Origin of the sequence: Streptomyces lacaronensis, from assembly GCF_047337785.1 — a bacterium.
Taxonomy (GTDB): domain Bacteria; phylum Actinomycetota; class Actinomycetes; order Streptomycetales; family Streptomycetaceae; genus Streptomyces; species Streptomyces lycopersici.
Window position 1 is genome coordinate 6,969,140 of record NZ_JBLHDK010000003.1, and the last position, 24,471, is coordinate 6,993,610.

At 68.1% G+C, this 24,471-nt stretch carries 13 protein-coding genes and 3 rRNA genes; 14 read left to right on the forward strand and 2 right to left on the reverse strand.

The annotated features are described in order from the left end of the window. Positions 1 to 280 precede the first annotated feature (280 nt). The 5 genes from ACMTAK_RS30320 to ACMTAK_RS30340 all read left to right on the forward strand — a co-directional run bounded on the left by ACMTAK_RS30320 (position 281) and on the right by ACMTAK_RS30340 (position 5,955). Positions 281 to 1,483 (forward strand): IS110 family RNA-guided transposase, encoded by a 1,203-nt coding sequence (locus ACMTAK_RS30320; RefSeq protein WP_413807255.1) that lies wholly within the window; start codon positions 281 to 283, stop codon positions 1,481 to 1,483. A gap of 518 nt (positions 1,484 to 2,001) precedes the next feature. After that, entirely contained in the window at positions 2,002 to 2,184 is a 183-nt protein-coding gene (locus ACMTAK_RS30325) for a Trm112 family protein (protein WP_037954286.1), read from the forward strand. Positions 2,185 to 2,285: 101 nt separating this feature from the next. Then, a complete protein-coding gene (locus tag ACMTAK_RS30330) occupies positions 2,286 to 3,608 on the forward strand; it encodes an SIS domain-containing protein (RefSeq protein ID WP_413809119.1) in 1,323 nt (440 codons plus the stop codon). A gap of 120 nt (positions 3,609 to 3,728) precedes the next feature. Beyond that, on the forward strand, positions 3,729 to 4,925 hold the full coding sequence (gene manA, locus ACMTAK_RS30335) for a mannose-6-phosphate isomerase, class I (protein WP_413809120.1): 1,197 nt from the start codon (positions 3,729 to 3,731) through the stop codon (positions 4,923 to 4,925). Positions 4,926 to 5,031: 106 nt separating this feature from the next. Next, entirely contained in the window at positions 5,032 to 5,955 is a 924-nt protein-coding gene (locus ACMTAK_RS30340; protein WP_413809121.1) for a cation diffusion facilitator family transporter, read from the forward strand. A gap of 307 nt (positions 5,956 to 6,262) precedes the next feature. Here the strand turns inward: ACMTAK_RS30340 and ACMTAK_RS30345 are convergent, their stop codons facing one another. After that, a complete protein-coding gene (locus ACMTAK_RS30345; RefSeq protein WP_413809122.1) occupies positions 6,263 to 8,398 on the reverse strand; it encodes a fructose-specific PTS transporter subunit EIIC in 2,136 nt (711 codons plus the stop codon). A 547-nt stretch (positions 8,399 to 8,945) separates the two neighbouring features. Between ACMTAK_RS30345 and ahcY the strand changes: the two genes are divergently transcribed. From ahcY to rrf, 5 genes are all read left to right on the forward strand, one after another. Next, the gene (ahcY, locus tag ACMTAK_RS30350) at positions 8,946 to 10,403 is read left to right on the forward strand and encodes an adenosylhomocysteinase (protein WP_413809123.1); all 1,458 of its coding nucleotides are present in this window, start codon (positions 8,946 to 8,948) and stop codon (positions 10,401 to 10,403) included. 123 nt (positions 10,404 to 10,526) lie between these two features. Then, the gene (locus ACMTAK_RS30355) at positions 10,527 to 11,144 is read left to right on the forward strand and encodes a hypothetical protein (protein ID WP_413809124.1); all 618 of its coding nucleotides are present in this window, start codon (positions 10,527 to 10,529) and stop codon (positions 11,142 to 11,144) included. A 647-nt stretch (positions 11,145 to 11,791) separates the two neighbouring features. Then, a 16S ribosomal RNA gene (locus ACMTAK_RS30360) occupies positions 11,792 to 13,318 on the forward strand. A 279-nt stretch (positions 13,319 to 13,597) separates the two neighbouring features. Further along, positions 13,598 to 16,717, forward strand: a 23S ribosomal RNA gene (locus ACMTAK_RS30365). 98 nt (positions 16,718 to 16,815) lie between these two features. Next, positions 16,816 to 16,932: ribosomal RNA gene (rrf, locus tag ACMTAK_RS30370) — 5S ribosomal RNA — on the forward strand. The 16S, 23S and 5S rRNA genes sit together here, the layout of an rRNA operon. 309 nt (positions 16,933 to 17,241) lie before the next feature. Here the strand turns inward: rrf and ACMTAK_RS30375 are convergent. Beyond that, positions 17,242 to 18,507, reverse strand: a complete 1,266-nt coding sequence (locus tag ACMTAK_RS30375) for a hypothetical protein (protein ID WP_413809125.1) — start codon at positions 18,505 to 18,507, stop codon at positions 17,242 to 17,244. A gap of 149 nt (positions 18,508 to 18,656) precedes the next feature. On the opposite strand from ACMTAK_RS30375, the gene mtnA reads away from it, so the two are divergent. The 4 genes from mtnA to ACMTAK_RS30395 are packed head-to-tail and all read left to right on the forward strand — an operon-like array spanning position 18,657 to position 24,393. Further along, a complete protein-coding gene (gene mtnA / locus ACMTAK_RS30380; RefSeq protein WP_413809126.1) occupies positions 18,657 to 19,814 on the forward strand; it encodes an S-methyl-5-thioribose-1-phosphate isomerase in 1,158 nt (385 codons plus the stop codon). After that, complete coding sequence (gene mtrA, locus ACMTAK_RS30385) at positions 19,811 to 20,488, forward strand: two-component system response regulator MtrA (protein WP_014061181.1); 678 nt, start codon at positions 19,811 to 19,813, stop codon at positions 20,486 to 20,488. The genes mtnA and mtrA overlap by 4 nt, the downstream gene beginning before the upstream one ends. Position 20,489: 1 nt before the next feature. Next, entirely contained in the window at positions 20,490 to 22,526 is a 2,037-nt protein-coding gene (gene mtrB / locus ACMTAK_RS30390) for an MtrAB system histidine kinase MtrB (RefSeq protein ID WP_413809127.1), read from the forward strand. Beyond that, the gene (locus ACMTAK_RS30395; RefSeq protein ID WP_413809128.1) at positions 22,516 to 24,393 is read left to right on the forward strand and encodes an LpqB family beta-propeller domain-containing protein; all 1,878 of its coding nucleotides are present in this window, start codon (positions 22,516 to 22,518) and stop codon (positions 24,391 to 24,393) included. Before mtrB ends, ACMTAK_RS30395 begins: the two co-directional genes overlap by 11 nt. Positions 24,394 to 24,471: the final 78 nt, after the last annotated feature.

Here is a 24,471-nt window from a genome sequence, read left to right on the forward strand (position 1 = left end):
GGCTCGTCGGCCCCCCCGTTATCTTCTTCGCGGTCCTGCAAGGGGACCGCTGGCCTCCGGGCCCGGCATGACTGTTCCCCCCTGTCGAAGGGATGACCTGGGGGGTGGTGTCACCGGACCCGAGGGGTGCCGTTGGAGACGCTGATGAGAGGTCCGACTACCGCCCGGCCTGGCGCAACGCCAGGCCGCTTGCGGGCGGCAGGTCTGCATAACGTGGATGCGCGCGTACGGCCCCGAAGCCCTGGCCAGCACCGCACGAACCCCGCTTTGGGAGGATGGGTTGGACGACATCGACGACGTGGGCGTCTTCCTCGGCCTGGACGTCGGCAAGAGCGCCCACCACGGGCACGGCCTCACCCCGGCCGGCAAGAAGGTCTTCGACAAGCAGCTGCCCAACAGCGAGCCCAAGCTGCGGGCCGTCTTCGACAAGCTGGCCGCGAAGTTCGGCACCGTGCTGGTGATCGTGGACCAGCCCGCCTCGATCGGAGCCCTGCCCCTGACGGTCGCCCGGGACACCGGCTGCCAGGTCGCCTACCTGCCGGGCCTGTCCATGCGGCGAATCGCCGACCTCTACCCGGGAGAGGCAAAGACCGACGCCAAGGACGCCGCGGTGATCGCGGACGCAGCCCGCACCATGCCGCACACCCTGCGCTCGCTTCAGGTGACCGACGAGATCACCGCCGAACTGACCGTGCTGGTCGGCTTCGACCAGGACCTGGCAGCCGAGGCCACCCGCACCTCCAACCGGATACGCGGCCTGCTCACCCAGTTCCACCCCAGCCTGGAGCGCGTCCTCGGACCCCGCCTGGACCACCATGCTGTGACCTGGCTGCTGGAACGCTACGGATCCCCGTCCGCCCTGCGAAAGGCCGGTCGACGCAGACTGATCGAGGTGATCCGGCCCAAGGCCCCACGCATGGCCCAGCGCCTGATCGACGAAGTCTTCGACGCACTCGACGAGCAGACCGTCACCGTCCCCGGCACGGGCACCCTCGACGTCGTGATCCCCTCGCTGGCCCGCTCGCTCGCCGCCGTTCACGAACAGCGGCAAGCTCTGGAAGCGCAGATTGCGGCCCTCCTGGAGGAGCACCCTCTTTCCCAGGTCCTGACCTCGATGCCGGGGGTCGCGGTCAGGACCGCCGCCACCTTGCTGGTCACCGTCGGCGACGGCACCAGCTTCCCCACCGCCGCCCACCTGGCCTCCTACGCCGGCCTCGCCCCGACAACGAAGTCGTCGGGCACCTCGATCCACGGCGAACACGCGCCCAGAGGCGGCAACCGACAGCTCAAACGGGCCATGTTCCTGTCCGCGTTCGCCGCCCTGCACGATCCCGCCTCCCGTTCCTACTACGACCGGTGCCGGGCCCGAGGAAAGACCCACACACAAGCCCTCCTCCGCCTGGCCCGCCACCGCATCAGCGTGCTGTTCGCCATGCTCCGCGACGGCACCTTCTACGAACCCAGAACCCCCCGCCTCGCTTGACGAAAGACATAGAGGCACCCCCCCCGGGGGTCGGCGGCGGGCGAAGCCCGGGGTTCCCCCGTACCCCGGCTGGGCGACCGGGATGTGCGGCCTCCGCGGCCGGTCCGCGTCCTACGGGGCCCGCAGAAGGTCCGCGGCGCCCCTGCGGAGGTTACGGCCGTCAGCGCGCGGCCCGCGCAGCCGTGCGCGCCCTTGCGGAGGCTCACGGCTCCTGCGGCTGTCCGCGCGGCCCCCGGGGCCGTCGGCGCCCTTACAGAAGCCTCCGCGCCCTTACAGAAGCCTCCGCGTCCTTACGGAGGCCCGCGCGCGGGACCCACACCACATCACCACTACCGGAGCCCCGGGGGCGTCCCCGGGGCTCCGGCGTACACAGGCCGGCCGTCCGTGGGCTCCGGCGTGCACAGGCCGCCCCGTCCGCGGGCTCCGGCGTACACCGGCCGCGCCCCGGCCCCGCCCGGCGGTACGCTGACCTCGCCGGACCGATGTCCGGCTGGACGCATACCCGAAGGGACGACCCCATGCCGCTCGAAGCCGGTCTTCTGGAGATTCTCGCCTGCCCGGCGTGCCACGCCCCGCTGCGCGAGGAGCAGTCCCCGGAGACCCTCGAGCTGGTGTGCACGGGCGAGGGGTGCGGTCTCGCGTACCCCGTGCGGGACGGCATCCCCGTGCTGCTCGTCGACGAGGCGCGCCGCCCGGCCTGACCCGGTGGCCCGCCGGGGCCCCTGCCCCGCGCGGTCCCACGCGTAAGCCCCGCGCGGTCCCACGCGTACCGCCCGCCACGGCGATCGGAGGCCGAAGCACGATGCTCGACGAATCCCTCCTCGACGCCCCCGAGGCCCTCGCCCGCGCGGATACCCGCGGGCTGCTGCGCGGAGCCGCCGAGGCCGGCGCCCGCGTCCGTACCGCCGCCCGGCACGCCACCGAGGCCGGGATAGGCGACCTCAAGCCGGACGGGCGCCCGCGCGCCGTCATGGTCGCGGGCCCGGGGGCGGCCGGAAGCTGCACCGCCGACCTCCTCGGCGCGCTCAGCGGGGGCAACTGCCCGGTCAGCCTGATCGCGCCCACCGGCGTGGCCCCCGCGCCGGGCGCGCTGCGCTGGACGCTGCCCGGCTGGGCGGGCCCGCTGGACCTCCTGGTCGTCGCGACCCCGGACGGCACGGAACCGGGCCTTCCGCGTCTGGTCGAGCAGGCTTACCGCCGCGGCTGCGCCATCGTGTCCGTCGCCCCGGGCCAGTCCCCGCTGGCCGACGCGGTCGCCCAGGCCCGCGGCCTGATGGTGCCGCTGGCCACGGCTCCGAACGGATCGGCCCCGTATGCCACAGGTGGGTACGCCGCCGGCGGGTACGGCACCGACCCGTACCGCGGGGGCCCGCACGCGCCCGGTACGCCCGGCACCGAGGACACCGCTCTCGCCGAGGGCGCCCTGGGCGACGCCCCCGCCCCGTACGGGGCGCCTTCCGCCCCGCAGCCGGTCGAGCCGCCCGGCACCGCCCCCGACGAGATGACCGGTCCCGCGCTGCCCGGCACGCTGTGGGCCCTGCTCACCCCGCTGCTCCTGCTGGTCGACCGGATCGGCCTGGTGTCCGCGCCGCCCACCGCGCTGCACCAGGTGGCCGACCGGCTCGACCAGGTCGCCGAGCGCTGCGGCCCGGCCATCGCCACCTACACCAATCCCGCCAAGACGCTCGCGGCCGAGCTCGCCGGGGCGCTTCCGCTGCTGTGGACCGAGGGCCCGGTGGCGGCCGCGACCGCACGGCGCTTCTCGGGGCTGGTCGCGGCGCTCGCCGGGCGCCCCGCGCTCGTCGCCGAGCTCCCCGGGGCGCTCGCGGCGCATGGCACGCTGCTGACCGGGGCGTTCGCGGGCGGGGCCGACCCGGACGACTTCTTCCGCGACCGGGTGGAGGAGCCCGAGGCGCTCCGCGCCCGGATCGTGCTGCTCCACGAGGAGCCGGTGGGCCCCATCTCGGCCGTGCCGACCGCCCGGGAACTCGCGCTGGCGCACGAGACCGCGTTCAGCGAGCTGGAACCGGCTGAGGGAACCCTCCTGGAGAGCGCCGCGGAACTTCTCGCCATCACGGATTTCGCCGCCGTTTACCTCGCGCTCGCTTCGCCGGATAGAACTTGAGGCCGTCATGGACCTTGAGCGCGACCGTACGACCGTTACGACCGTAAGGCCGTGCTCAAGGCCGTAAGGCACGCACCACCTGCCCCACGTCCCTCACTGCACAGTCAGGAACCGCACCGCATGGACCGCCTCGTCAACACCGTGCGCCCCTACGCCTGGGGCTCCACCACCGCCATCCCTGAGCTGCTGGGCGTCCGGCCGACCGGGGAGCCGCAGGCCGAGATGTGGATGGGGGCGCACCCCGGGGCGCCGTCCCGGGTCGACCGGGGCGCGGGCTCCGTCGCGCTCTCCGAGGTGATCGCCGCGGACCCCGAGGGCGAGCTCGGCGCGGACGCCGTAAGGCTCTTCGGGCCCCGACTGCCGTTCCTGCTGAAGGTGCTGGCCGCCGCCTCGCCGCTGTCGCTCCAGGTCCACCCGGACCTCGCGCAGGCCAAGGAGGGCTTCGCGGACGAGGAGGAGCGCGGCGTCCCGGCCGACGCCCCGCACCGCAACTACAAGGACGCCAACCACAAGCCCGAGCTGATATGCGCGCTCACGCCGTTCAACGGGCTGTGCGGCTTCCGCGACCCGGACGAGGCGGCCGAGCTGCTGGCCGCCCTCGAGGTCGACTCGCTCAAGCCGTACGTCGACATCCTGCACGCCCACCCGGAGTCGCACGCCCTGCGCGAGGTGCTGACCGCAGTCCTTACGGCCGACCCGGAGGCGATGGCGGAGACCGTAAGGCAGACCACTGCCGCCGCCGAGCGGCTCGGCGCGCAGGACGGGCCGTACGCCCCGGCGTACGCGGCGTACGCCTCCATCGCCCGGCACTACCCGGGCGACCCCGGCGCGATCGCCGCGATGCTGCTCAACTTCGTGACCCTCCAGCCGGGCGAGGCCCTCTACCTCGGCGCCGGCGTGCCGCACGCCTATCTCGACGGCCTGGGCGTCGAGATCATGGCCAACTCCGACAATGTGCTGCGCTGCGGGCTGACGCCCAAGCACGTGGACGTCCCCGAGCTGCTGCGCGTCGTCCGCTTCGAGAGCGCCGCCCCCGCCGTGCTGCGCCCCGAGGCGGACTCGTCCGGCGAGGAGCTCTACACCACCCCGATCGACGAGTTCCGGCTCTCCCGCCACGTCCTCGCCGACGGCGCCGCGCCCCGCCCGCTGCCGGCGACCGGCCCGCAGATCCTGCTCTGCGCCTCGGGTGAGGTCTCCCTGCGCGGCGGGGACGGCGAACTCCCGCTGAAGCGCGGGGAGTCGGCCTTCGTACCGGCCGGCGAGGAAGCCGCCCTGAGCGGCGATGGGACTGTGTTCAGGGCCACAGTGACCGCCTGAGGTACGGCCCGCTCGAGGGGCTGGAACAATGGCCCGCCGTGAGGCGGTAAAGCACTGGCAAAGCCGCCATGAGCTGCCATGTAAGCGGAAGGGAAATTCGGCACATATGAGTGCATCAGGCGGAACCAAGGCGATTGTTGCCGCGCTGGGCGCGAACCTGGCTATCGCCGCAGCCAAGTTCGTGGCGTTCGCCTTCAGCGGCTCGTCGTCGATGCTCGCCGAAGGCGTGCACTCGATCGCCGACTCGGGCAACCAGGGGCTGCTGCTCCTCGGCGGGAAGAAGGCCAAGCGCGAGGCCACCCCCGAGCACCCCTTCGGCTACGGCCGCGAGCGCTATATCTACGGCTTCCTCGTCTCCATCGTGCTGTTCACCATCGGTGGTGTCTTCGCGCTGTACGAGGGCTACGAGAAGATCCAGCACCCCCATGAGCTGGAGCACTGGTACTGGCCGGTCGGGGTGCTCGTCTTCGCGATCATCGCCGAGGGCTTCTCCTTCCGTACGGCCATAAAGGAGTCCAACGAGATCCGCGGCAAGCTGAGCTGGTCCCAGTTCGTCCGCCGCGCCAAGGCCCCCGAGCTCCCCGTCGTCCTCCTGGAGGACTTCGGCGCCCTCGTCGGCCTGGTCCTCGCCCTCGGCGGCGTCGGCCTCACCCTGCTGACCGGCGACGGCGTCTGGGACGGCATCGGCACCCTCTGCATCGGCATCCTGCTGGTGCTGATCGCCCTGGTGCTCGCGGCCGAGACCAAGTCGCTGCTGCTGGGCGAGGCGGCCGACGCCACGGAGGTCGCCAAGATCCGCGAAGCCGTCGTGGACGGCGAGACCGTCACCAGCGTGATCCACATGCGCACCCTCCACCTCGGCCCCGAGGAACTCCTGGTCGCCGCCAAGGTCGCGGTCCAGCACGACGACACGGCCGCGGAGGTCGCCCGCGCGATCGACGCCGCGGAGGCCCGTATCCGGGAAGCGGTCCCGATCGCCCGAGTCATCTACCTGGAACCCGACATCCTCCGAACCTCGACATCGGCCTGAGCGAATCCGGCAGAACCACCCCGCCGTCGGCCCTTCGAACCCGAGACCACGGGTTCGAAGGGCCAACACGTATCACCGAGTCTGTGGGCATCTGTTCCGCGGGGCGGAACGGGTGGGCACACCCCGGCCCAGGGCGGAACCGCGAGGCCGGGGCCCTGGGGCTCCGGGGCAGAGCCCCTGAGCCGGTGCCTGGGGGCGGAGCACTCGGCTGGGGGTCCGGGCGGAGCCCCCGGTGGGGGCCCGGGGGCTCCGCCCCCGGTTTCGGGAAGGGGAGAGGTGGAGGAGAGGCCCACCCCCAACCCTCGCCCTACCCGATCTCCCCAAGCACCCCCAAAATCCCCTCCACGTCCGCCGCCCCCAACAACCGCTCCCGAAACTCCTCAGCCATCAACTTCCGCGACAGCAACGCCAGAATCCGCAGATGCTCATCCCCCGCATCCGCCTCCGGCACCGCGATCATGAACACCAGCCGAGCCTTCGTCCCATCCGGCGCACCCCACTCGATCCCCTCAGGGGAACGCGCGAAGCCGACGACCGGAGCGGTCACCGCGTCCGTCTTGGCATGCGGAATCGCGATCTCCTCGCCGAGCCCGGTCGTGCCCTGGTCCTCCCGGGCAAACGCGGCCCGCACCAGCTCTTCCGCATCCGCGACCTTGCCGGTCGCGCCCAGCAGTTCAGCCATCTCACGGATCGCGGCGTCCTTGCCGTCGGCCGCCAACCGCTCCTTCACGGTCCGCTCGGTGAGATACCCGGACAGCACCTGACCCGCAGGAACGGCCTCGGCCTCGCCGACCTCGGCGGCCGCCCCTTGGGAAGCGACCGCCTTACGGGCACCCGCGGCACCACTCGCCTCCCCGGTACGGTCCCCGCCGCCCACCCCGGCAAGGACGGGCTCAGCCGCGACTGACGACGCCCCGGAGGAACCACCCGCGGTGGCACCCGCGGCACCCACACCAACCGCGGCACCGCCCGAATCAACAGCGCTCCCACCCACCGACATCAGCCCAATCGTCACCAATGCCGTCACCGCCGTCCCCACCACCACCGCGACAAAGAACATCGGCACCCCACCAACCGCACCGAGCACCGCCACAATCGGCCCCCCATGCGGCACGTTGTCCTCAACCGACGCCACCCCGGCTATCGCCCCGGCGACCGCGCCACCCACCATGTTCGCCGGAATGACCCGCGCGGGACGCGCCGCCGCGAACGGAATCGCGCCCTCCGTGATGCCGAAGAAGCCCATGAAGAGCGCCGCGAGCCCGGTCTCCCGCTCCTGGTCGTCGAACATCCGGCGGCGCAGCAGCGTGGCCAGCCCCTGGCCCAGCGGCGGCACCGGGATGGCCGCCGCACACGCCCCCATGACCTCGGGGTTCTTGGACACCAGCCCGGCACCGAAAAGGAACGCCGTCTTATTGACCGGACCACCCATATCGAACGCGATCATCAGCCCGAGAATGATGCCGAGCACCGCCGCACTCGTGCCGGTCAGCCCGCCGAGCCAGTCAGTGAGCTGCTCGAAGACCCAGGAGATCGGCTCGCCGAGGACATAGATGAAGAAGAGGCCGAGCGCCGAGGTCGCCACGATCGGGATCACAATGATTGGCATGATCGGCTGGACGAACTTCGGAACCTTGACCCGCTTGATCCACAGCACCAGATAACCGGCCAGGAAGCCGGTGACGATCGCCCCGATGAAGCCGGCGCCCGCCTCACTGTCGTACAGCTCGCCGTGCGCCGCGATCCAGCCGCCCACCATGCCGGGCACCAACGCGGGCCGGTCCGCGATGGCGTAGGCGATATAGCCGGACAGGGCCGGGATCATCAGCTCGAAGCCGATGCTCCCGATGTCGTTGACCGTCTTCCAGAAGGAGTCGTCGGGGATGACGATGCCCTTGGACGTCGTATCACCGCCCAGGGCCAGCGAGACCGCGATCAGCAGACCGCCGACCACCACGAACGGGATCATGTACGAGACACCGTTCATGAGCGCCTTATAGGTGACGCTGCGCCCCTTACTGCCGCCACCACCCCCGGAAGCCGCCGCCCCCGAGGCACCGCGCCCGGCACCGGAGCCGTCGCCCTCGTACACCGGCGCGTCCAGCACCTGCTCGATCAGCCGCTGCGGCCGGTGAATGCCATCGGCGACCCCGACGACAAGCACTCTCTTACCGACGAAACGACTGCGGTCGACGTCCTTGTCGGCGGCGATGATGATGCCGTCGGCCTGGCTGACATCGTTGTCAGACAGTACGTTCTCGGCCCCGATCGAGCCTTGGGTCTCCACCTTCATGCTGTGGCCGAGCGACTCCGCCGCCTGGGCCAGCTTCTCAGCGGCCATATAGGTATGGGCGATGCCCGTGGGGCACGCGGTCACCGCGAGCAATTTGAGCCCCGGTCCGCTGGCCCCCGCACCGTCGGGGGGATCGGCTGGACTGGTCACGTGGTTCTCCTTAACGCGTCGAGCGGGCGCGGGAAGCTGCCAGCGTCCCCGCGCTCGCGGCATCGTGCAATACATCCGGCCGGGATCAAAGCGACGGGCTGAACCCCCGACTCCGGACACGACGCGGCCGTCGGCCCCCGAACGAGGCGACCATCGACGCTCGAAGCAACGCATCCCCCGGTCCCCGAACAGCGCGGCCGTCGACCCCGAAGCAGCACACCCCTCGTCCCCGAACAGCGCGGCCGACGCGCCCCCAGGCAGCGCACCGTTCGCCCCTGGTCATAGCCGTACGGCCGAAGATGACCGATGGGGGCTGGGGTTCGCTCCGCCGATCGGTGTAGATTCGTGACCGAGCCAGACGTCGCTGCTGATGGCGGTCGGGCGGCCCGCACCCCGGGTCGGCCGAGGGAGAGAGGGCCTCCGACGGACTGCGCACTGTGAGGTACAAGGGGACAGGTGTGCCCGCTGTCGCGGGGGCCCTGCCCGACGCCTCGCATGCCCAGCCGAACCACTCTCGCTCGCACACGATCGAGGAGGAGCAGCACTCATGACGACAGCCGTCTCCGGTCAGGACTTCAAGGTCGCGGACCTCTCACTGGCTGCCTTCGGCCGTAAGGAGATCACCCTCGCCGAGCATGAGATGCCCGGCCTGATGGCGATCCGTAAGGAGTACGCCGAGCAGCAGCCGCTGGCCGGTGCCCGTATCACCGGCTCCCTGCACATGACGGTGCAGACCGCCGTGCTGATCGAGACCCTGGTCGCCCTCGGCGCCCAGGTCCGTTGGGCCTCCTGCAACATCTTCTCCACCCAGGACCACGCCGCGGCCGCGGTCGCCGTCGGCTCCGAGGGCACCCCGGAGAACCCGCAGGGCATCCCGGTCTTCGCCTGGAAGGGCGAGACCCTGGAGGAGTACTGGTGGTGCACGGAGCAGGCGCTGACCTGGCCCGGCACCCCCACCGGTGGGCCCAACATGATCCTGGACGACGGTGGCGACGCCACCCTCCTCGTCCACAAGGGCGTCGAGTACGAGAAGGCCGGCGCCGCCCCTGACGTCGCCACCGCCGAGAACGACGAGCACCGCGTCATCCTCGAGCTGCTGAACCGCACCATCGCGGAGAGCCCACAGAAGTGGACGCAGCTGGCCTCCGAGATCCGCGGGGTCACCGAGGAGACGACCACCGGCGTTCACCGCCTCTACGAGATGCAGCGGGACGGCACGCTGCTCTTCCCGGCGATCAACGTGAACGACGCGGTCACCAAGTCCAAGTTCGACAACAAGTACGGCTGCCGCCACTCCCTGGTCGACGGCATCAACCGCGCCACCGACGTACTGATCGGCGGCAAGGTCGCGGTCATCTGCGGCTACGGTGACGTCGGTAAGGGCTGCGCCGAGTCGCTGCGCGGCCAGGGCGCCCGGGTGATCATCACCGAGATCGACCCGATCTGCGCGCTCCAGGCCGCGATGGACGGCTACCAGGTCGCCACCCTGGAAGACGTGGTGGAGACCGCCGACATCTTCATCACCACGACCGGCAACAAGGACATCATCCTGGCCTCCGACATGGCCAAGATGAAGCATCAGGCGATCGTCGGGAACATCGGCCACTTCGACAACGAGATCGACATGGCCGGGCTGGCCGCCCTCCCGGGCATCGTGAAGGACGAGGTCAAGCCGCAGGTCCACACCTGGACCTTCCCCGACGGCAAGAAGATCATCGTGCTCTCCGAGGGCCGTCTGCTGAACCTCGGCAACGCGACCGGTCACCCGTCGTTCGTGATGTCCAACTCCTTCGCGAACCAGACCATCGCCCAGATCGAGCTCTACACCAAGCCGGAGTCGTACCCGACCGACGTCTATGTGCTCCCCAAGCACCTGGACGAAAAGGTCGCCCGCCTCCACCTGGACGCGCTCGGTGCCAAGCTGACCACGCTCCGGCCCGAGCAGGCCTCCTACATCGGCGTCCCGGTGGAGGGCCCGTACAAGTCCGACCACTACCGCTACTGATCGCACCGGCGCCGCCGACCAGACCGTCGGCGGCCGCTGACCCGGCCCCCGCCTCGGCGGGGGCCCCAGGGCCCGTCCGCGCCATCCGGCCGGGCGGGCCCGACGCTCGTCAAGGACCTCACCATGCCCCGCGGCCGCTACTCCCTCCACGACCCGCACGATCACGCCCCCCTGGGCGAGGAGCACTTCCAATGCGCTCCCGGCCCCAGCGGATGGCGCTATGTCGCACAGCGGACGTCACCCTCCGGCGATCACACCGGATCCGTGGACCTCACCCTCGACGAGCTCGGCCGCCCGCTCAGGGTGGAGCTGCACGCGTCCAGCTGGCAGGTCAGGGGCGCCGCTCTGGACGGGGTCACCTGGGTCCGGACGGACCCCACCGGGGAGCACGCGACCGAGGGCAATGTCCGCGCCCACTCCTTCACCGGCGCCTCCCCGGCCTTCCTGGTCGCCGTCTCCCGACTGCTGCGCCTGGAACCGGGCGCCGGGGCAGTCCGCGTACGCCTCGTGGCCTTCACCGATCCGGTCCTGGCGCCCCTCACTCTGGATCAGTCCTGGGCGCTTCTCGACAGAACCGGCCACGCCACCGACACCGGGCCACTCGTTGTGGACGAGTACCAGGTCAGCGAGGTGGACACCGGAGAGGTCCGGACGGTCCACATCGCCGGCGACGTGGTGCTCGCCGCCCCCGGCATTGAGCTGGAGCACCTGGAGAGCCCACCGTCGTCCTTCGCGGCCTGACGGCCACACCCCCTCTGACCTGCGACGTTGAGAAACTTCCGGGAATCTATTGACCCAGGTGGCACCGGAGCGTAGGTTGGAAGGTCGCGGCGAACGGAGTGCACAGGCGCTCCGGCCGGATCGCACAAAGAAATCTTGCCCGGAGTCCTTGACTAAGGTAGCCCGGGGAGGTAGGTTTAAACGGTTGTGGTGAGCAGCGTCTGCTTACCCCTAAAGCGCATCTGAACCGCTCCGTAGGCGGATGGAAATCCAAACGGAGCACCTTTTGACACCCGCAGGCGTCACGCGAAGCCGATTAGGTTCGGCGGATGATCGTCTGCTAAAGTCGAAAACACGCCGAAAGGCAAGGCCCTCCAACGGCCACCGGAAACGGAATTCGGATCGGAAACGACCGGAAATCGGATCTGGTAGGGTTGGAAACACCGAAGGGAAGCGCCCGGAGAAGCCGGTGAAATGGTTTCGAAGGAAGCGTCCGTTCCTTGAGAACTCAACAGCGTGCTAAAAGTCAACGCCAGATATGTTGATACCCCGTCCATTTTGGACGAGGTTCCTTTGAAGAAAAAACACAGCGAGGACGCTGTGAACCATCGGACTATTCCTTCGGTGGTTCCGCTCTCGTGATGTGTTGCCGGGATAGCCCGGAAGCATTCACGGAGAGTTTGATCCTGGCTCAGGACGAACGCTGGCGGCGTGCTTAACACATGCAAGTCGAACGATGAACCGGTTTCGGCCGGGGATTAGTGGCGAACGGGTGAGTAACACGTGGGCAATCTGCCCTGCACTCTGGGACAAGCCCTGGAAACGGGGTCTAATACCGGATATGACTGCCGGCCGCATGGTCTGGTGGTGGAAAGCTCCGGCGGTGCAGGATGAGCCCGCGGCCTATCAGCTTGTTGGTGGGGTGATGGCCTACCAAGGCGACGACGGGTAGCCGGCCTGAGAGGGCGACCGGCCACACTGGGACTGAGACACGGCCCAGACTCCTACGGGAGGCAGCAGTGGGGAATATTGCACAATGGGCGCAAGCCTGATGCAGCGACGCCGCGTGAGGGATGACGGCCTTCGGGTTGTAAACCTCTTTCAGCAGGGAAGAAGCGCAAGTGACGGTACCTGCAGAAGAAGCGCCGGCTAACTACGTGCCAGCAGCCGCGGTAATACGTAGGGCGCAAGCGTTGTCCGGAATTATTGGGCGTAAAGAGCTCGTAGGCGGCTTGTCGCGTCGGATGTGAAAGCCCGGGGCTTAACCCCGGGTCTGCATTCGATACGGGCAGGCTAGAGTTCGGTAGGGGAGATCGGAATTCCTGGTGTAGCGGTGAAATGCGCAGATATCAGGAGGAACACCGGTGGCGAAGGCGGATCTCTGGGCCGATACTGACGCTGAGGAGCGAAAGCGTGGGGAGCGAACAGGATTAGATACCCTGGTAGTCCACGCCGTAAACGTTGGGAACTAGGTGTGGGCGACATTCCACGTTGTCCGTGCCGCAGCTAACGCATTAAGTTCCCCGCCTGGGGAGTACGGCCGCAAGGCTAAAACTCAAAGGAATTGACGGGGGCCCGCACAAGCGGCGGAGCATGTGGCTTAATTCGACGCAACGCGAAGAACCTTACCAAGGCTTGACATACGCCGGAAAACCCTGGAGACAGGGTCCCCCTTGTGGTCGGTGTACAGGTGGTGCATGGCTGTCGTCAGCTCGTGTCGTGAGATGTTGGGTTAAGTCCCGCAACGAGCGCAACCCTTGTTCTGTGTTGCCAGCATGCCTTTCGGGGTGATGGGGACTCACAGGAGACTGCCGGGGTCAACTCGGAGGAAGGTGGGGACGACGTCAAGTCATCATGCCCCTTATGTCTTGGGCTGCACACGTGCTACAATGGCCGGTACAATGAGCTGCGAAGCCGTGAGGTGGAGCGAATCTCAAAAAGCCGGTCTCAGTTCGGATTGGGGTCTGCAACTCGACCCCATGAAGTCGGAGTCGCTAGTAATCGCAGATCAGCATTGCTGCGGTGAATACGTTCCCGGGCCTTGTACACACCGCCCGTCACGTCACGAAAGTCGGTAACACCCGAAGCCGGTGGCCCAACCCTTGTGGAGGGAGCCGTCGAAGGTGGGACTGGCGATTGGGACGAAGTCGTAACAAGGTAGCCGTACCGGAAGGTGCGGCTGGATCACCTCCTTTCTAAGGAGCGCATAGCCGACTGTAGGCAAGTGTCCTGCACGGTTGCTCATGGGTGGAACGTTGACTATTCGGCACACTTGGCCTGCTCTGGTCGCTAGTACTGCTTCGGCGTGGAACGTGATAGGGCGGGGTGAGGGTGTCGGGCACGCTGTTGGGTGTCTGAAGGTACGGGCAGGAATGCTTGTGTCTTCGGCCGGTCCCGGTGTACCGCGCTTTCGGGTGTGGGTGACGGGGTACGGGTCGTTGTTTGAGAACTGCACAGTGGACGCGAGCATCTGTGGCCAAGTTTTTAAGGGCGCACGGTGGATGCCTTGGCACCAGGAACCGATGAAGGACGTGGGAGGCCGCGATAGGCCCCGGGGAGCTGTCAACCGAGCTTTGATCCGGGGGTGTCCGAATGGGGAAACCCGGCAGTCGTCATGGGCTGTCACCCATACCTGAACACATAGGGTATGTGGAGGGAACGCGGGGAAGTGAAACATCTCAGTACCCGCAGGAAGAGAAAACAACCGTGATTCCGGGAGTAGTGGCGAGCGAAACTGGATGAGGCTAAACCGTATGTGTGTGATACCCGGCAGGGGTTGCGCGTACGGGGTTGTGGGTTCGTACTTCAGTCGTCTGCCGGCGGCTGGGTGAGTCAGAAATTGTTGATGTAGGCGAAGGGCATGCGAAAGGCCCGGCGTAGAGGGTAAGACCCCCGTAGCTGAAATGTCAGCAACTTGCTTGTGCGATACCCAAGTAGCACGGGGCCCGAGAAATCCCGTGTGAATCTGGCGGGACCACCCGCTAAGCCTAAATATTCCCTGGTGACCGATAGCGGATAGTACCGTGAGGGAATGGTGAAAAGTACCGCGGGAGCGGAGTGAAATAGTACCTGAAACCGTGTGCCTACAAGCCGTGGGAGCGTCGCCGTGTTCTTTGGAGCACGGTCGTGACTGCGTGCCTTTTGAAGAATGAGCCTGCGAGTTTGCGGTGTGTTGCGAGGTTAACCCGTGTGGGGAAGCCGTAGCGAAAGCGAGTCCGAATAGGGCGGTTTAGTAGCGCGCTCAAGACCCGAAGCGGAGTGATCTAGCCATGGGCAGGTTGAAGCGGAGGTAAGACTTCGTGGAGGACCGAACCCACCAGGGTTGAAAACCTGGGGGATGACCTGTGGTTAGGGGTGAAAGGCCAATCAAACTCCGTGATAGCTGGTTCTCCCCGAAATGCATTTAGGTGCAGCGTCGTGTGTTTCTTGCCGGAGGTAGAGCACTGGATAGGCGATGGGCCCTACCGGGTTACTGACCTTAGCCAAACTCCGAATGCCGGTAAGTGAGAGCGCGGCAGTGAGACTGTGGGGGATAAGCTCCATGGTCGAGAGGGAAACAGCCCAGAGCATCGACTAAGGCCCCTAAGCGTACGCTAAGTGGGAAAGGATGTGGAGTCGCAGAGACAACCAGGAGGTTGGCTTAGAAGCAGCCATCCTTGAAAGAGTGCGTAATAGCTCACTGGTCAAGTGATTCCGCGCCGACAATGTAGCGGGGCTCAAGCGTACCGCCGAAGTCGTGTCATTGCAGCATGTGGTCCAACGGCCGCTGTGATGGGTAGGGGAGCGTCGTGTGCCGGGTGAAGCAGCCGTGTAAGCGAGTTGTGGATGGTTCACGAGTGAGAATGCAGGCATGAGTAGCGATACACACGTGGGAAACGTGTGCGCCGATTGACTAAGGGTTCCTGGGTCAAGCTGATCTGCCCAGGGTAAGTCGGGACCTAAGGCGAGGCCGACAGGCGTAGTCGATGGACAACCGGTTGATATTCCGGTACCCGCTTTGAAGCGTCAACGCTGAATCAGGCGATGCTAAGTCCGTGAAGCCGTCCTGGATCCTTCGGGTGAAGGGGAGTGGTGGAGCCGACGAACCAGACTTGTAGTAGGTGAGTGATGGGGTGACGCAGGAAGGTAGTCCAGCCCGGGCGGTGGTTGTCCCGGGGTAAGGGTGTAGGACGCAAGGTAGGTAAATCCGCCTTGCATGTGTCTGAGACCTGATGCCGAGCCGATTGTGGTGAAGTGGATGATCCTATGCTGTCGAGAAAAGCCTCTAGCGAGTTTCATGGCGGCCCGTACCCTAAACCGACTCAGGTGGTCAGGTAGAGAATACCGAGGCGTTCGGGTGAACTATGGTTAAGGAACTCGGCAAAATGCCCCCGTAACTTCGGGAGAAGGGGGGCCATTGCTGGTGATGGGACTTTGCTCCTTGAGCTGGTGGTGGCCGCAGAGACCAGCGAGAAGCGACTGTTTACTAAAAACACAGGTCCGTGCGAAGCCGTAAGGCGATGTATACGGACTGACGCCTGCCCGGTGCTGGAACGTTAAGGGGACCGGTTAGTGGGGTTTTGGCTCCGCGAAGCTGAGAACTTAAGCGCCAGTAAACGGCGGTGGTAACTATAACCATCCTAAGGTAGCGAAATTCCTTGTCGGGTAAGTTCCGACCTGCACGAATGGCGTAACGACTTCTCGACTGTCTCAACCATAGGCCCGGTGAAATTGCATTACGAGTAAAGATGCTCGTTTCGCGCAGCAGGACGGAAAGACCCCGGGACCTTTACTATAGCTTGATATTGGTGTTCGGTTCGGCTTGTGTAGGATAGGTGGGAGACTGTGAAGCATTGACGCCAGTTAGTGTGGAGTCGTTGTTGAAATACCACTCTGGTCGTGCTGGATGTCTAACCTGGGTCCGTGATCCGGATCAGGGACAGTGTCTGGTGGGTAGTTTAACTGGGGCGGTTGCCTCCTAAAGGGTAACGGAGGCGCCCAAAGGTTCCCTCAGCCTGGTTGGCAATCAGGTGTTGAGTGTAAGTGCACAAGGGAGCTTGACTGTGAGACCGACGGGTCGAGCAGGGACGAAAGTCGGGACTAGTGATCCGGCGGTGGCTTGTGGAAGCGCCGTCGCTCAACGGATAAAAGGTACCCCGGGGATAACAGGCTGATCTTCCCCAAGAGTCCATATCGACGGGATGGTTTGGCACCTCGATGTCGGCTCGTCGCATCCTGGGGCTGGAGTCGGTCCCAAGGGTTGGGCTGTTCGCCCATTAAAGCGGTACGCGAGCTGGGTTTAGAACGTCGTGAGACAGTTCGGTCCCTATCCGCTGTGCGCGTAGGAGTCTTGAGAAGGGCTGTCCCTAGTACGAGAGGACCGGGACGGACGAACCTCTGGTGTGCCAGTTGTTCTGCCAAGGGCATGGCTGGTTGGCTACGTTCGGGAGGGATAACCGCTGAAAGCATCTAAGCGGGAAGCCTGCTTCGAGATGAGGGCTCCCACCCACTTGATGGGTTAAGGCTCCCAGTAGACGACTGGGTTGATAGGCCAGATATGGAAGCCGGGTGACCGGTGGAGTTGACTGGTACTAATAGGCCGAGGGCTTGTCCTCAGGTGCTCGCGTCCACTGTGTTGGTTCTGAAGCAACGAACCGTCCGACCCCCATATGCGTATGGATGTATATGGGTCCGGTTTAGTGTTTCATAGTGTTTCGGTGGTCATTGCGTTAGGGAAACGCCCGGTTACATTCCGAACCCGGAAGCTAAGCCTTTCAGCGCCGATGGTACTGCAGGGGGGACCCTGTGGGAGAGTAGGACGCCGCCGAACAATTTTTAGCCTCGGTCCCGAGCACTCTGTGCTTGGGACCGAGGCATTTTTGCGTTCCCACTCGATCGGATGTTCCACCGGATCGAGTGAAAAGGCATCAACGCTCTGGCGCTGCGTGGCCGACGTCACGCAGAGTAGTCAGTGAGAGCCAGTCAGACAGCCCTCTGACGGCAAGTCAAGGCGCCCAAGAAGCAGCGACCGTATGCGCCGAGCGGGCGGAGGGGGAGGTGATGGCCTGTGAGTATGACGGGCTGTGCGGTGAGGGGGCGTAGGGTGACGCCCCGTTCGTTCCCGCCTGTTGTGGTGCCGTCAGTTCCAGGACGTGGAGCCGACGGTCGGCTGGTCCTCGCCATGACCCTCCGCCGAGCCTCCCGGCATCCCCGCGGCGCGGGCGAGCTCGAGATCGAGGGCCTCGTGCCGGATGCGCTGGTCCATGTAGAGGAGGGCCGTCACGCCCGCGCTGATCGGGAAGGTGATGGTCGAGCTGATCACTCCGCCGACGCCGACCACGATCAGGAAGGTCCAGCCGACAGAGACGGATTCGCCGGACAGCCAGTCCATGGCGTTGTCCCCGCCGATCACCATGGCGGCCAGACTGGTGGGGATCTCGACGATGGCCCCGACGATGAAGACCAGGACGACGGCCAGCAGTTGGATGCCGAAGACGCGCCCCCACGAGCCGCGCACCAGCTTGAAGGAGCGTCGCAGGGCCTTGATGATCCCCTGCTTCTCCAGCATCAGCGCGGGAGCGGCAAGGCTGAAGCGGACCCACAGCCAGGCGGCGACGCATGCCGCGGCGAGCCCGCCCAGAGAGGCCAGCGCGGCGCCCTCGCTCGGCACGCCCGCGACGGCCAGCAGCAGACCCGGCGTCATACCGGCGGCGATGATGGCCGCGGCGATGGTGGGGATCAGCAGGAGCAGCCCGCACAGCTGAAGGAGGTGCGGCCGGGCACCGGCCCATGCCTCCCCGGCGGACACGTTCCGGCCCAGCACAGCCCGTGCGGCGACCACCGTCAGCAGGGCGGTGGTGACGATCGTTCCGAGGACGCCGAGCAGGAGGGTGACTCCACTGTCCCCGAGGGTGTTGCCGACGGCGCGCAGCGCCTGGCCGACGGTGGCGTCCGGATCGTCGAGGACGTTGCTCTCGTTCCCTCGGCCGTCGTTGAACCAGAGTCCCGTGGCGGCCGTGATCAGGCCTTGGGTGACGATCGAGACGATCAGCGAGATTGCGAGGACCGTTCGCCAGTGGGCGCGCATGATGGCCACCGCACCGTCCAGGATCTCGCTGACGCCCAGCGGCCGCAGCGGAATGACACCGGGGCGGGGAGCGGGCGGCTGTCGCCGGCCGGTGCCCCATCCGCCACCCGGCGCGGGAGCTGGCGGCGCCGGTGGTGGCGTGCGGCCTCCCGATGCGGCCCAGCGGCCGGGCGGCGGCTGGCGGCGGGCCCACTGTTCGCCCCATGCTCGCTGCTCCGGGGCGGGCTGGTCGGCGGGCTCGCCCTGCTGCTGAGCGCCGTGGTCCGGTTCGTCGGAAGGGGACGATCCGGGCGGGGCCCAGCCCGGAGAGTCATTCATCGTCGCTCCGTAGGTTGTTCGTTGACCGGCCGCGGCGTCCGCGGCGGGCGGATGTCAGCCATCGTGCCACGGTGCGTTCCACCCCGTACCGGCCAGTGGGGGCGGCCCGACACTTCAATAGTCGGTGGCGCACAAGGCAAACTGGGCGGATGGCTGATCAGCATCCGGTGTCCCCGGAAGGCTCCATACCTCCCATCGCGTTGGCGCTGCGTTGGGAGGAGCCCCCGGAGGGGCCCGTACTGGTACTTCTCGACCAGACCCGGCTGCCCGCCGAAGAGGTCGATCTGGTGTGCACCGATGTGCCGGCGCTGGTGGAGGCGATCCGCTCCCTCGCCGTGCGCGGCGCCCCGCTGCTCGGCCTTGCCGGGGCATACGGGATCGCGCTCGCCGCGGCCCGCGGCTTCGATGTGGACGAGGCCGCCGAATCACTCGCCCATGCCCGTCCCACGGCCGTCAACCTCGCCTATGGCGTCCGCCGTGCCGTCGCCGCGTATCACGCTGCGCTCAGGGATGACGCGGACGACGTGCAGGCTGCCGCGGCGGTTCTTGCCGAGGCCCGTGTTCTGCACCGGGAGGACGCCGAGGCCAGCGAGCGCATGGCGGCCCGTGGTCAGGCGCTCCTCGAAGAGCTGCTGCCTGCCGGAGGTCATCGGATCCTCACCCACTGCAACACCGGCGCCCTGGTCTCCGGAGGCGAGGGGACCGCCCTCGCCGTGGTCAAGGCGGTGCACCGGGCGGGGCAGCTGCGGCGGCTCTGGGTGGACGAGACCCGGCCCCTGCTCCAGGGGGCGCGGTTGACCGCGTACGAGGCGGCACGTGCGGGTATGGCGTACACGCTGCTCGCCGACAACGCGGCAGGCTCGCTCTTCGCGGCCGGTGAGGTGGACGCGGTGCTGATCGGTGCGGACCGGATCGCCGCGGACGGCTCGGTGGCCAACAAGGTGGGCAGCTATCCGCTCGCGGTGCTGGCCCGCTACCACCACGTGCCGTTCGTGGTGGTAGCTCCGACCACCACGGTTGACCCGGCCACTCCCGACGGAGCCGCGATCGAGGTCGAACAGCGTCCTGGACATGAGGTGACAGATATCACAATTCCATATGTCCCCATCGCCGGGCAGGAGGCGGGCACCGGAGTGCCGGTCGCTCCGCTGGGCACACAGGCCCACAATCCGGCCTTCGACGTCACACCACCGGAGTTGGTGACGGCGATCGTCACCGAGGACGGCGTGGTTTCCCCGGTCACCGCGGACGGTATCGCCGAGCTGTGGGCCAGGTCACGATCGGGTAATGGGATGATGTCGATATGAAGGGACGCGTCCTTGTCGTCGACGACGACACCGCACTGGCAGAGATGCTCGGCATCGTGCTGCGCGGCGAAGGCTTTGAACCGTCGTTCGTGTCGGACGGCGACAAGGCTCTTGCCGCCTTCCGCGAGACCAAGCCCGATCTTGTGCTGCTCGATCTGATGCTGCCCGGACGGGATGGCATCGAGGTCTGCCGGCTGATCCGGGCCGAGTCCGGGGTGCCGATCGTCATGCTCACGGCCAAGAGCGACACGGTTGATGTGGTGGTCGGGCTCGAGTCCGGGGCGGATGACTACATCGTCAAGCCGTTCAAGCCGAAGGAACTGGTGGCCCGGATCCGGGCGCGGCTGAGGCGTTCCGAGGAACCGGCGCCGGAGCAGCTGGCCATCGGCGATCTGGTGATCGACGTGGCGGGGCACTCGGTGAAGCGGGACGGCCAGTCGATAGCGCTGACGCCGCTGGAGTTCGATCTTCTGGTGGCGCTGGCCCGTAAGCCGTGGCAGGTGTTCACCCGTGAGGTGCTGCTTGAGCAGGTGTGGGGCTATCGGCATGCCGCCGACACCCGGCTGGTGAATGTGCATGTGCAGCGACTGCGGTCGAAGGTCGAGAAGGACCCGGAGCGGCCGGAGATCGTGGTGACCGTGCGCGGTGTCGGCTACAAGGCCGGGCCCAGCTGAGATGACCGGTGGTACGGCGCCGCAGCCCGGTGGACCGGGCGGCGGGGCTCCGGAGGGTGCCCGGATTGGGCGGCCCGACCCGGCGGGTGAGATACCGCTGCTGCGCAGGCTGTGGAGCGGCGGGCATCTGCTGCCCGACGGGGCGTCCGGAGGGCCGGCCCACCCGGTGATCCGGCTGTTCGGCCGGTGGGTGCGCCGTCCGCTGCTGCCCGCTGCCCGGCTGTGGCGGCGGAACATCCAGCTGCGCGTGGTGGCCACCACGCTGCTGATGTCGCTCGGTGTGGTGCTGCTGCTGGGCCTGGTGGTCATCGGCCAGGTGCGCAACGGTCTGCTGGACGCCAAGCGCCATGCGGCGCAGGGCCAGGCCGTCGGCGGCTTCGAGGTGGCCGAGCAGATGGCCGACCGCAAGAGTGACAACCGTGGCCAGGACGGGGCCGGGGCCGGTGCCCAGGACTCCGGTGCCTGGCTGAACGCGCTGGTGGAGCAGCTCGCCAGCGGCGGTAAGGGCGCCTATTCGGTGGTGGCGCTCAGCTCCGACTCCGGCGAGACGCCCTATGTGGCCAGCCGGGGGCCGCGGGCCTCGGGCGATGTCCAGCCGGACAGTGTGCCCGCCGATCTGCGCCGTCGCGTGGACGAGGGCCGCACCGCGCCGTATGAGCGCTACGGGAAGATCGTGCACGCGGGCTCCGGGGACTCCGAGCCCGCGCTGATCATCGGCAAGCGTCTGGACGACAACAACGGCGACGCCTACCAGCTGTACTACCTCTTCCCGTTCACCCAGGAGGAGAAGTCCCTGAGCCTGGTCAAGGGCACCCTGGCCACGGCCGGGGTGTTCGTGGTGGTGCTGCTCGGGGCCATCGCCTGGGTGGTGGTCCGGCAGGTCGTGACGCCTGTGAGGATGGCGGCGGGGATCTCCGAGCGGCTGGCGGCCGGGCTGCTGCAGGAGCGGATGAAGGTCACCGGGGAGGACGACATCGCCCGCCTGGGCGAGTCGTTCAACAAGATGGCGCAGAACCTCCAGCTCAAGATCCAGCAGCTGGAGGAGCTCTCCCGGATGCAGCGCCGCTTCGTCTCCGATGTCTCCCATGAGCTGCGCACCCCGCTGACGACCGTAAGGATGGCGGCGGACGTCATCTACGAGGCGCGTGAGGACTTCGATCCGATCACCGCGCGCTCGGCCGAGCTGCTGTGGGGCCAGGTCGACCGCTTCGAGTCGCTGCTCAGCGATCTGCTGGAGATCAGCCGGTTCGACGCGGGCGCGGCCGCGCTGGAGGCCGAGCCGATCGATCTGCGCGATGTGGTGCACCGGGTGGTGGACGGGGCCGAGCCGCTCGCCGAGGCCAAGGGCACCCGGATCCTGGTGCTGGGCGCCGAGGCGCCGGTGATCGCCGAGGCGGACCCCCGACGCGTCGAGCGGGTGCTGCGCAATCTGGTGGTCAACGCCGTGGAGCACGGTGAGGGCCGCGATGTGGTCGTACGGCTCGCGACGGCGGGCGGCGCGGTGGCCGTCGCGGTGCGGGACTACGGCGTCGGGCTCAAGCCCGGCGAGGCGACGCGGGTGTTCAACCGCTTCTGGCGGGCCGATCCGGCCCGTGCGCGCACCACCGGCGGCACCGGTCTGGGCCTGTCGATCGCGGTGGAGGACGCGCGGCTGCACGGCGGCTGGCTCCAGGCGTGGGGCGAGCCCGGCGGCGGTTCGCAGTTCCGGCTGACGCTGCCGCGCACCGCGGGCGATGTGCTGCGCGGCTCGCCGATCCCCCTGGAGCCCGAGGACTCCCGGCGCAACCGCCGTCCGAGTGATGCCGCGACCCCTCAGCCCGCGGCGGAGCGGCTTGCGGTGGTGCCCGCGCAGCCGCGGTCCGCGCTGCCCGCCGACGCCGTGGCGCCGTCCGCCGATCCGACGGCCCTGCCGGGCAATGGGGCCCGGGTGGTGCGTGGCACCACGGAGACGCCGTCCGACGGGCCGCGGGGCGGCCAGGAGCCGTCCGCCCGGCCGACGCCATCGAACGAAGGGGAGGGCCGCCCCCGTGGGCGCTGACCGTGCCGACCGTCGCCGTTTCCGCCGCCGTGGGCGCCGCCCGGACGGGCGTGGCCTGAGCGCGCCCGTGCTGCTGGCCTGTGGCGCCCTGCTGCTGTCCGGCTGCGCCTCGATGCCCGACAGCGGCGATGTGCGGCGGGTGGACTCCTCACCGCGCTCCGACGTCGACTCCCAGGTGCGGGTGTACGGGGTGAGCCCGGGCAAGGGCGAGCAGCCCGCGGAGCTGGTCTCCGGCTTCCTGGAGGCCACGACGAGCGACGAGGAGAACTTCGGCACGGCGAAGGAGTACCTGACCAAGAGCGCGGTCAAGCGGTGGCAGCCGTTCGCGGCCACCACTGTGCTGGACCAGGCGCCTGACGTGCGGGTGGAGACGGACCCGGGCGACCGGGACGGCAACGGTAAGACGGTCGTGCTGTCGGGCAAGCGGATCGCCGTCGTGGACGAGACCCACGCCTACAAGCCCGATGAGCAGCCGTACGAGGAGCGCATCCATCTCACGCTGAGCGGTTCGGAGTGGCGGATCGACGGGCCGCCGCGGGGGCTGATCCTCGGCGAGTCCGACTTCCAGCGCATCTACCGCTCGGTCAACAAGTACTACTTCGCCGATCTCGGTCCGGACGCCGAGGATTCGAAGGCCGGGGACAGCGTGCTGGTGGCCGATCCGGTCTATGTGCGGCGCCGTATCGACCCGGTGACCGCGACCGTCAAGGCGCTGCTGGACGGTCCCACGGGGTGGCTGGAGCCTGTGGTGAGCAGCTCCTTCCCGCGTGGTGCGGGGCTCGGCCGCCGGGACGAGCGGCTGTCGCTGGACGACTCGAACGCACTGAAGATCCGGCTGAACGAGCGGGCCGCACAGATCAGCGCGGCGCGCTGCGCCCGGATGGCGGCACAGACGCTGTTCACGGTCCAGGACCTGGGCGAGGGATCGTCCGAGGTCAGCGGGGTGCGGCTGGAGCGGCAGAATGGCTCGGAGCTATGTGCCCTCTCCAGTGACGCGGCGCGGGCCTACGCCCCGGACGGGGTCGAGGGCCATCCGCGGCACCAGTATTTCGTGGACTCCGAACACCGGATGGTCCGGCTGTCCGACGACGAGGACCGGCCACAGCCGGTGCCGGGGCCGTTCGGCGCCGATGACGCGGGTCTGGGCTCGGTGGCGGTCTCCCGCGACGAGCGGGACGCGGCGGGGGTCACCGCCGACGGCTCGGCTCTGTATGTGACCGAGCTCGTGTCGGACGCCAAACGCGGCAAGGTGCGGGTGCGCAGCCGGGGCGGCAGTGTGGAGTACGGTCTGACGGCGCCGAGCTGGGACGGGTTGGGCGGTCTGTGGGTGGCCGACCGGGACCCGCGGCAGCCGAGGCTGCTGCGGCTGCGGGGCGGCACCGGGCCGGCGGACGAGGTGCGGCTGCCGAAGCTGGACGGTGGCCGGATCACGGCGCTGCGGGTGTCCGCGGACGGTTCCAGGATCGCGATGCTGGTCAAGCGGTCGGGCCACACCACGTTGCGGCTCGGCCGGATCGAGCGGCGGGGCACCGCGGACGCCCCGAAGCTGTCGGTGGGGGCGCTGCGGGCCGTCGCGCCGAAGCTGGAGGACGTGGACACCTTCTCCTGGGCGGGTGACAGCCGGCTGGTGGTCGCGGGACGGGAGTCGGACGGGGTGCAGCAGCTGCAATACGTGGAGACGGACGGCTCCCCGTCGAACGTCCCGGAGGTGCCGGGGCCGAACGGGGTGCAGTCGATCGGGGCCTCGGAGGACCAGACCCGGCCGCTGATCGCCGAGACCAGGGAGAACGGCATCGTGCGGCTGCTGCCGAACACCGACTGGAAGACCGTGGACCAGGACGGCTCGGCTCCGGTCTACCCCGGCTAGGTCTGCTCGGCCAGGTCCAGGTCTGCCCTGGTTGGGTCCGCCCCGGCTCCTAGGCCAGGACACCGATCGGGGGTGGCC